This is a genomic window from Burkholderia sp. Bp9099, assembly GCF_003857805.1.
Taxonomy (GTDB): domain Bacteria; phylum Pseudomonadota; class Gammaproteobacteria; order Burkholderiales; family Burkholderiaceae; genus Burkholderia.
This window is the reverse complement of the sequence record NZ_QTPU01000002.1, coordinates 378340-385242: the sequence shown is the minus strand read 5'-3', so window position 1 is coordinate 385242 and position 6903 is coordinate 378340. Positions and strand designations below refer to the sequence as shown.

Genomic DNA, 6903 nt, shown 5'->3' with positions numbered 1-6903 from the left:
AACCAACCCTAACCCCAACCTCAAAACCGGACATTTCTATTTAGCTGGCGCCACGACATCTTGAAATGGCTACGACATTGAATGGTCAGACCCTATAATGTTTCGTTTCAGATGATTCAACTGAACTTCAAGACAGGCGCATGGGTAGGACATGCGCCTTTGAGCGCCCGGATGCCATCCGGATAGCCGTCGGGGGTAAAGAAGTAGTCGGTCTAGCCAGTTCAACCATCTTAACGATTCCTGCCATGTTAGCTCGTCGGCAACTATTCGCGCTCGCAAAGTAAAGCGCGTGCATTCACTTTTGCGTCGCGAATGGCGTTCGAATCCTGTAGCGGTCTAGCGAATCCGGACACAGATTTGGCGAGAGTGTGCGCGATGTCGGAAGGCATCGAGCGGACGAGGTAATCGATCAGATCTGCCGGAACGAATCGGCGGAGCCAGTTTGTGCGGTTTTCGATACGCCGCGCTCCTGCGTGTACACGCATCGGGCACGAGTCCGGCATGTCGACAAGCCACCCCTTGCTCCCACGTGCGAAAAGCGATGCCGGTCACCTGCCTTCGATCTTCGATCAACATCAGACAGGCGAGCCGAATTCGATACTGAAATCGTGCGCTTCGCAAAGCGTCTTGAACGCTTCCGACACGACGAATCGGCCATGACTGTCGTTGTCCCTGCAGATGAAGAATTTGGATTCGATCTCCGGCCGGTAGACAGCACGCAATAGCAGAGACGCCCCCGACGCAAGCTTTCGATATTGCGATTTTTCGGTGTCGATCAGCGGCAGCGACCGCAATATCCGGCCGGCACTAAACTGGAATGGTTGCCCATCGCACGCGATTACACAGGGGACGAATTCCAGCTCTCCCGAAAACGTCTCCCCAAGAACGTCCTGGAATCGAGTCGAAAAAATGGGAACTCGAATGGAGGCCGCGATATAGTCGGTCGCCTGGATATTGGATTTCGTATATCCGCTCTGTGCGACGGCCTTTAACGGAATGCTCAGATCGCGCAAATCTCCACGGCCATGTATAAAATAATTCGAGATGCCCTTCGGGTCTCGGGAGAAATCCACGATGGCAAACTCGGATTGCACCGTCGTTCGTATCGAGTAAATATTCATTATTTGAATTTCGCACAGGTGAACCTGCCGTCACGGCTACCTCGCCGCAGCTCACTTTGAAGCCCGTATATCTCCTGCCTGATGGTCTGGCGGTCCCAGCCTGACTGGTGCGCCAATTCCTCGAGATCATCCAGATAAATTTCGACCATTTCGTTGTACTCCTTGTGCTTCTTCGTCCATCCTCGATGCAGCCCGATCAGTTGATGTGGATCGGTCGCGCGCGACCAATGCTTGGGCATATACATCAAGTTGGATGGGGCATCGATATTGGCGCCCGATGCCAGGAATATGGGGTGGTTGCGAAGCGAGTGCGGAATAATGTGTTGGCGTTGATGCCCTGTTTTGGTCGGCATCCACTTCAAGGCTTTCCAGTTCCGCGAACTCTTCCGCTTCAACCCCAGCGGATCGATCCAATCGAAAACATTCGGAGCGATGCCGTATATATTCTCTCCGGCCCGAAAACCGAGCGGATCCGGTGAGATGTATGTTCCGGCGAGTGAATCGTAATAGCGATAGCGATTATAGTGCAGCCCCGACTCGTCGTCGAAATATTGCCCCTGAAGACGAAGGGGCTGACGGAATCCGGCATACGTGTCGATCGCGCGGCATCCGCCCCAGGCCGTATACGACGCTTCCCACCTCACCTGCCCGCGCGCGTCGACGATGCGAACCGGCGATCCGTTCGGATCGGTTTGATAGAAGAGATGCTGTCTGTCTCCCCCATCGAAGCTCGCGTCGTGCCGATGCTTCAACAACGCCAGGGGACAAAACGTTTCAGGGTAGTAGATCCATTCTTGATCGTTCACGTCTTGCGTGTCGATGGATCCCGTTAGGTCCCTGACGTCCGGTCCGGTGCCATCGACCACGAACTCCCGCGCCAGCGCGTCCCCGTCCCAAAAAAAGCGGCTGACACGTGAACGCCGTTTCGAAGGGGAATGCTGTCGCGAAGCCGGCCTTCCGCCGAACTGCGTATGCGACACCTTCCCGATCCGCCGGTGAAGCGCATCGTAGGTGTAGCGCGTACGCGTGTTCGATTCGCCATCGATCGCAATGCGTCTTGCCTCGGTTTCGATCAATAACCCGTCGCTGTCCCAGTGCAGCAGCAGATCCTGCGTGGCGTCCCGCCTGCGCACGAGATTTCCGGATAAGTCGAACGTGTAGTGGCAGCCGGCATAGCTACCTTCGCGCGTCTGCGCGTGTCGTTCGTGACTCGCGTGCGGCGGCGTTTTCAGCAGGTCGCCAGCCGGATCGAACAAATAGCGTTGCAGCCCGCTGGTCGGGTCGACGTGATGCGTCAGTCGTCCTACAGGATCGTACTCGAAGCGCTCGACACCGAGGCGAGCGTCACGCTTTTCGAGCATGTTGCCATTTGCGTCGTACGTATATTCGCTTGCGAACAGCACACCGGTACCGTTCAACAACGTTTGTCTCGCCGGTCGCCCGTCTATGCCGTACGACAACTCGCGGCGTAACGCCGTGCCTAGATGCTCGACGCGGATCTGTCCGAGTTCGTCGCGCTCCAGCGTTATCGGCGCTTCGTCGCCGATCTGTATCGTCGTGACTTCATCCAGCTCGTTGTACGCGTACCGGACGGTATGACTGAGCACGGCCGTCCCGGCGAGCAGCCGGGTCGTGCGTTCGATTCGGTTTCCCGATTCGTCGTACACGTTGGCAATCGTGAAATCATCGCCCTGCTTTTCTTCGACGACGCGTCCCGCCAGGTCATAGGTGAGTTCGACGCGGCTATCCGGATTCTCCGCGATGACGAGATTTCCGCCGCCATCGTACGTGAGCGTTTCGATGCGAAACCCGTCAGGCTGTCGCGAGTCGGGCACCTGCTTTTGCACGATGCGCCCAAGTGCGTCGGTCCGGTAGACGATTGCCTGTCCAAGCGGGTCGATACTGCGCAGTAGCCGGCCCTGCAAGTCATAGCCATACTGGCGCGACTGCCCGTAGTAGTCGACTTCTTCGACGATCCGCCCCATCGCATCGCGTTGCAGTTCGTAGCGCCTGCCGCGCTCGTCGACGACGCAGACCAGTTGCGCTTCGGTGTCGTACAGGTACTCGACGGCATTTCCGTCGGCCGTCAGTCGTTTGCTGACATGCCCGAGCGCCGAATACTCGAGCTGTGTCACATGTCCGAGCGGGTCGCGATAGCGCGTCAGATTGCCATCTGCATCGTAGATGCAGTGGATCTCCAGTCCGCCCGGCTCGATGGCACGAAGAAGATTGCCGTTGCGGTCGTATTCGTAACGGCTCGTCTGGCCGAGGGCGTTCACGGCTTGAATCAGATTGCCGCGCGAGTCATGGACGTACTGCGTATAGCGGCCGAGCGCATCGCAGCGTGTCGACGGATTGCCGTCGCGATCGTATTCGAACCGGGTCACTCCGCCGCGTGGCCCGACATGCGCAATGAGCTGTCCGCACGCATCGTAGGCGTACCGCGAGGTTGCCTGCGCCGGCGTCGTCTGAGCGAGCAAGTTGCCGCACGCATCCCATTCATAGCGCCACACCCTGCCGCCCGGCGCCGTCACGCAAACGAGCCGGAGATCATCGTCGTACTCGTTGCGCAAGGCGCTGCCGTCCGGCAGTGTCTGCGCCTGCAGATTGCCGTACGCATCGTATTCCCAGGTCGTCGCGCGGCCGGCTGCATCGATGCGCGCGCTCGCTCTGGATTGTGCATCGTATCGATAGGTCGTCACCCCACCCAGCGGATCGGTTTCGGCCACGGGCATGCCGCGCGCGTTGAGCTGCAAGACGGTGGTGTGGCCCAGCGAATCGGTGACCCGCGTTTCCATTCGCTCGCGATCGTAGACGAAGCGATAGTCGAGGACGCCCTCGTCTCCCCACGCACGATCCGCGCGCCAGACGCCGTCGTCGTGCTTCAGGTAGCTGTAGTAAAACGACACGCCGCGCGCGCTGGCATGACGCACCATGCGATGGTCGCTGGCGTACTCGAAACGATGCGGTTGTGTCATCGCATCAATTGCGGCGACCAGGTTTCCCTCGTGATCGTGCTCGTAACGTGCGAGCGGATGCACGCGGCCATCCGCATCGATCAGGGTCAATGACGTCAGCCGTGCGGCGTGCGGCGGATGGCCCCGGCCGCACTCGATGACGCGCTTCGTTGGACCGTCACGCGTGCATTCGACCAGGCGTATGAGGCTGCCGTCCGGCTCACGCTCGAAAATCCATGCGTTGCCGTTGAGATCGGCCATGCGATCGACCGGCGCGACCAGCCCGGCACGCTCGTCGGGCTCACTTGCCATTGCGCACCACTGAACCTGACGGTCGGGCGACAACACGAACGCGTACTCGATTCCGGCGGTCGTTCGCAGCACCAGGTGTGCGCCTCGGCGGTATAGGGCGTACCCATGCTGCCAGTCGTACACACGGGCCTGCCACCCCGCCTCGTCAGGCAGCGTGTCGAACGCCGTCGCGTAATCCGTAAAATACGCCGCCGCGCCGACGCCATGCTCGTGCCGTATCAGTTCGAGTCGGATGTCGGCCGGCGTCAGCCAGCCAACGCCGACCGCGCTCACGTATCGCTCATGGCTCGCATAGCACCGGTCCCACTCGAACGGCAGACGCCCCGACACAGTGAAATCGCTCTGCTGAACGACGACCTCTCCGGTGGTCGCGTCGACCGGCTCCGCCTTCAGTACGGTGCACCTCAAAAACCCCGGTTTCAAATTCAGCTTGTCTGCCAGCGACTTCGCCCACTCCGACCCGCGAAACGCCTTGAACAGCCCCTTCGCAAGCGCCGCCATGTTGACGATCGGCGGCCCGCCCACCAGCACGGGGCGTCCGGTCGGAATCGGCAGCATGAACGACGTCGGCAGCGACAGATGCTCGCGCTTCGTATGGGCGCCGTTATGCGTTGGCGGTTCCAGCCCGACCGCCCAGCAGCTCATCGCAGGCAGCGCCAGGAAAGCCATCGGATCGTTGTTCGCGAGCACGGTCTTGCTGCCCATGTACGCTTCCGCGTCGTTCGATGGGTCCGGATCGGGCGGCGCGAACGATGCGCCCAGCGGAAAATGCAGCGACGGCACATGAAACGCGTGCGTGCCCGCTGTCGCGCGCAGCATCCCGTTCACGAAGATCGGCCGGCCGGCTATGCTGCCCATCCCGACGCCCGCGCCCGCCGCATTCGCGATGTCGGCGGCCATGGTCGCGCCCTTCAGTACGTGTGCGACGGTCGGATTGCTTCCGAGCTTTTTGGCTTCGTTGGAGGCGGCGTTGACTGTGTCGCCGAGTTGCTTCACGTCGTCCGGATGATCCTCGAGATACTCGACGGCTTTTTCTTCGACGATCGTGAAGGCGATTGCACCGATCACGCCCAGCGCGGCGTTCACATACTCGCGCAGATCCAGCATGAACCCGATATGGGGGTGCGGCAGGAACACGGGCGTCGGGCTCGGCGTGACCATGACTGAATGCAAGTCGACGCCGACGACCGGATCGAGATGCTTGACCGCCGGCAGCGCCATGCGTGTCTCCGATCAGCGGGCACCGCGCAACGCGGCGACTTTCTCGCCGAGTTCGGCGCGGCGCCGGTCGAACGCCCCGACCTGCGACGCGATCCACTCGACGACGAACTGCAGGTTGCTGTTGACGCGCGTCGAGTCATCCAGCGCCAATCCCGCATCGAGTGCGTTGAAGCCGGCTTCCAGCGCATGCTCACGCTCCCCTGCGCGCTCCCAACATATGGCGCTCATGCGCCACGCTTCGACCGTCATCAGCGTATCCTGCGCCGCGGTCGTCGATGCGGCTGCCCGTTCGTAGCAGTAGGCGGCGTGCGCATGATCGTTGTACGTCAGGTGCACGCTCGCCTCGCCGAACAAGCCGTTGGCGACGAGCTTGTGGCCGGCCGGATGGCCGGTGTTCACCGCATGCGCCCCGCTTTCGGCTGCATGGCGATACGCGTCGACGGCCTGCTCGCGATTGCGCCATTTCAGATACGCGGCACCGGCAATCAAATGCACGACGACACACTGGTCGAACCACTTTTCGCGCTCGGCCACCTGCAGCGCAGCCGCGCGGAGTTCCTCCAGGCGCGCGGGATTGCCGCCTTCGACGGTCTCGCTCATCGCGACGAACAGTCGGCGGAATTCGCCGCTTGATCCGCGCTCGCCCGATTCCGCGAGCAACTCACGCGGCACGCTCGCCATCGCGTACTTGCCTTGTACGACTCGCACTGTGGCCGGATACCGCAGCATCAGTGCTGCGAACGACGCGATCCCGGTACGCGGCACGACGAAGCGCACGCGTTCGCCCAGCTTCGGTGCGGCGCCGATGACCGACAACAAGCCGTCCATCCATCGCACCCATGCCGCGTCATCCCGCACGTGCGCCGGCTCCAGCACGAACACCATCGCCGGAAAAACTTCCGGATGGTGCTGCATCAGGCTGTCGGCAACCGTGAGGAGATACAGCACCGGGTGCTTGCCATCGTCATACGGCGCTTGCCAATCCGCACGCACGCCCTGCGCGGCGGATGCGTCGCGCCGGCTGTCGTAGAAAGCGATGAGCTCATCCGTCAGCGCCGACGCATAACCGGCTTCGCTCACGAACGACGCCCTCATCGTCCTTACCGCACACGACGTCTCGTCCTGAACCTGGAAATACAGCCGCACGAGCTCCGCATCCTTCTCGTCGGTCTGCCAGATCATCAATCGCGCATCGCGATCCTTCGCAAAACGCATCCAGTCCGTGTGCGCATCCATGAACCTGCGTTCCACCGGATTGGTTGGCTGCCAGTTCTGCATTCGTGCGAGCCTCC

General features: G+C 61.1%; 3 protein-coding genes. All 3 read right to left on the bottom strand.

Annotated elements, in window-relative coordinates:
* Positions 1 to 575 precede the first annotated feature (575 nt).
* The 3 genes from DIE17_RS03525 to DIE17_RS03515 are packed head-to-tail and all read right to left on the bottom strand — an operon-like array spanning position 576 to position 6889.
* A complete protein-coding gene (locus tag DIE17_RS03525; protein ID WP_124645666.1) occupies positions 576 to 1121 on the bottom strand; it encodes a hypothetical protein in 546 nt (181 codons plus the stop codon).
* Positions 1121 to 5611, bottom strand: a complete 4491-nt coding sequence (locus DIE17_RS03520; RefSeq protein WP_124920682.1) for an RHS repeat-associated core domain-containing protein — start codon at positions 5609 to 5611, stop codon at positions 1121 to 1123. The genes DIE17_RS03525 and DIE17_RS03520 overlap by 1 nt, the downstream gene beginning before the upstream one ends.
* 12 nt (positions 5612 to 5623) lie before the next feature.
* Positions 5624 to 6889 carry a hypothetical protein gene (locus DIE17_RS03515; RefSeq protein ID WP_124645669.1) on the bottom strand — a complete coding sequence of 422 codons (1266 nt, stop codon included), beginning with the start codon at positions 6887 to 6889 and terminating at the stop codon, positions 5624 to 5626.
* Between the last annotated feature and the right edge of the window lie 14 nt (positions 6890 to 6903).

Excerpts from the sequence above, each read along its gene's own strand:
- DIE17_RS03525 (WP_124645666.1), bottom strand. The coding sequence starts at position 1,121 with ATGAATATTTACTCGATACGAACGACGGTGCAATCCGAGTTTGCCATC.
- DIE17_RS03515 (WP_124645669.1), bottom strand. The coding sequence starts at position 6,889 with ATGCAGAACTGGCAGCCAACCAATCCGGTGGAACGCAGGTTCATGGAT.
- DIE17_RS03520 (WP_124920682.1), bottom strand. The coding sequence starts at position 5,611 with ATGGCGCTGCCGGCGGTCAAGCATCTCGATCCGGTCGTCGGCGTCGAC.